4 protein-coding genes are annotated in these 1,351 nt (G+C 73.0%); 2 read left to right on the top strand and 2 right to left on the bottom strand.

Annotation, left to right across the window (positions count from 1 at the left end):
- Window positions 1-78: 78 nt before the first annotated feature.
- On the bottom strand, window positions 79-201 hold the full coding sequence (locus tag DKT69_RS00250; protein ID WP_109799595.1) for a ribosomal protein bL36: 123 nt from the start codon (window positions 199-201) through the stop codon (window positions 79-81).
- Window positions 202-403: 202 nt separating this feature from the next.
- On the opposite strand from DKT69_RS00250, the gene DKT69_RS00245 reads away from it, so the two are divergent.
- Together DKT69_RS00245 and DKT69_RS00240 are read left to right on the top strand one after the other, a co-directional pair.
- The gene (locus DKT69_RS00245; RefSeq protein WP_146230941.1) at window positions 404-685 is read left to right on the top strand and encodes a hypothetical protein; all 282 of its coding nucleotides are present in this window, start codon (window positions 404-406) and stop codon (window positions 683-685) included.
- 15 nt (window positions 686-700) lie between these two features.
- The gene (locus tag DKT69_RS00240) at window positions 701-916 is read left to right on the top strand and encodes a hypothetical protein (protein ID WP_109799593.1); all 216 of its coding nucleotides are present in this window, start codon (window positions 701-703) and stop codon (window positions 914-916) included.
- A gap of 42 nt (window positions 917-958) precedes the next feature.
- On the opposite strand, the gene DKT69_RS00235 is transcribed toward DKT69_RS00240, so the two are convergent.
- Window positions 959-1,351: cellulose binding domain-containing protein (locus tag DKT69_RS00235; RefSeq protein ID WP_201749409.1), on the bottom strand; the 393-nt coding region annotated here is incomplete at its 5' end.

Raw genomic sequence — 1,351 nt, 5'->3', positions numbered from 1 at the left:
TCATACCACCGCCGCCCGTCCCCCAGGCCAGACTCAGCGGTCCCCGCCGCGACGCCCTGACGGCTCGCCGCCGACCCGTCAGCACTGCCGGGCCTTCTGGCGCGGATCGGCCTTGTTGATCACGAAAACTTTGCCCCGCCGGCGTACCACGATCGAGCCCACTTTCCGCTTCAGCCCGCGAAGGGAGCTTCTGACCTTCATGGCAAGTCATCCTTCCCTGGTGTCGTCGGCGCATCGCGTACCCGGCGGGCCAGGGCTCATACCTGGCGCGGGCGGCAACGGGCGGTGATCGCCACCCTCCGACGAAGCCAAGCGCATCGATGCTCTTGAGCTTGTGTCCGGCGTGGCCCAGTTGCGATTCGCCGACTCCGTCGGCGGTTGGCGGCGGCGCTACTCTGATCCCGTGGATCGTTGCGACGAATGCGCATTCGTCTTCGCGAGCGTGTCCGCGCGGGAGCTGCCCCGGCACCTGCGCGGGCTGGGCGCGCGGTACACCGCCGCGCTGGACGAGGTGCGGGACGTGCGCCGCAGGCCGGCGGAGGGGGTTTGGTCGCCGCTGGAGTACGCCTGCCACGTACGGGACGTGCTCCGGGTCCAGGGTGAGCGGCTCGCGCTGGCCCTGGTGGTGGAGGAACCGGAGTTCGCGCCGATGGGTCGCGACGAGCGCGCCGTCACCGACGCGTAAAACGAGCAGGACCCGATGGTCGTGCTCGCCGAGGTGGCCGCGGCCGGCGACGACCTGGCGGCCCGGTTCGCCGGGCTGGGTCAGGCGGAGCTGGCCCGGACCGGCGTGTACTGCTGGCCGCAGCCGCAGGTCCGGACGCTGCTCTGGCTCGGTCGGCAGACCGTCCACGAGGGCGAACACCACCTGCTCGACATCGGACGGGCCGTCCGGTCGCAGGCCGCGGAGGCTTGACCCCGACCCGGACGGCCCCGCCCGCCGGCAGGCCGCGCCAAGCTATGGCGTCGCGGTGGCACCGGCGCAGGGTTCGTCGCCCACCGTGCAGCCCTCGGGCGCCTTGGCGCGCGGATCGGGATCGCGGACGTCGAAGGTGAACGTCTGCGATCCTCCGGCCGGTACGGGCGGCCCGGTGAAGGTGACGGTCTGCCCGTCCTGCCGCCAGTCCGCCCCGCGGGCGCCGGCGACCGTGCCCCCCTTCGACAGCGTGACGACCACGGTCCAGTCCGCCACCGGTACGTCACCCCGGTTGTCGACCACCACCTCGCCGGTGTAGCCGAAGATCCGCGTGGAAACGGTGGTGTAGCGGGCGGTCACGCCGGGGGCCGGTGGCGGCAGCGCGGTGGGGGTACGCGACGGCTTCGCCACGGACCGGGTCGGGCGGGCGGAGGC

Source organism: Micromonospora sicca (assembly GCF_003172935.1).
Taxonomy (GTDB): domain Bacteria; phylum Actinomycetota; class Actinomycetes; order Mycobacteriales; family Micromonosporaceae; genus Micromonospora; species Micromonospora sicca.
This window is presented reverse-complemented; position numbering and strand designations above follow the sequence as displayed.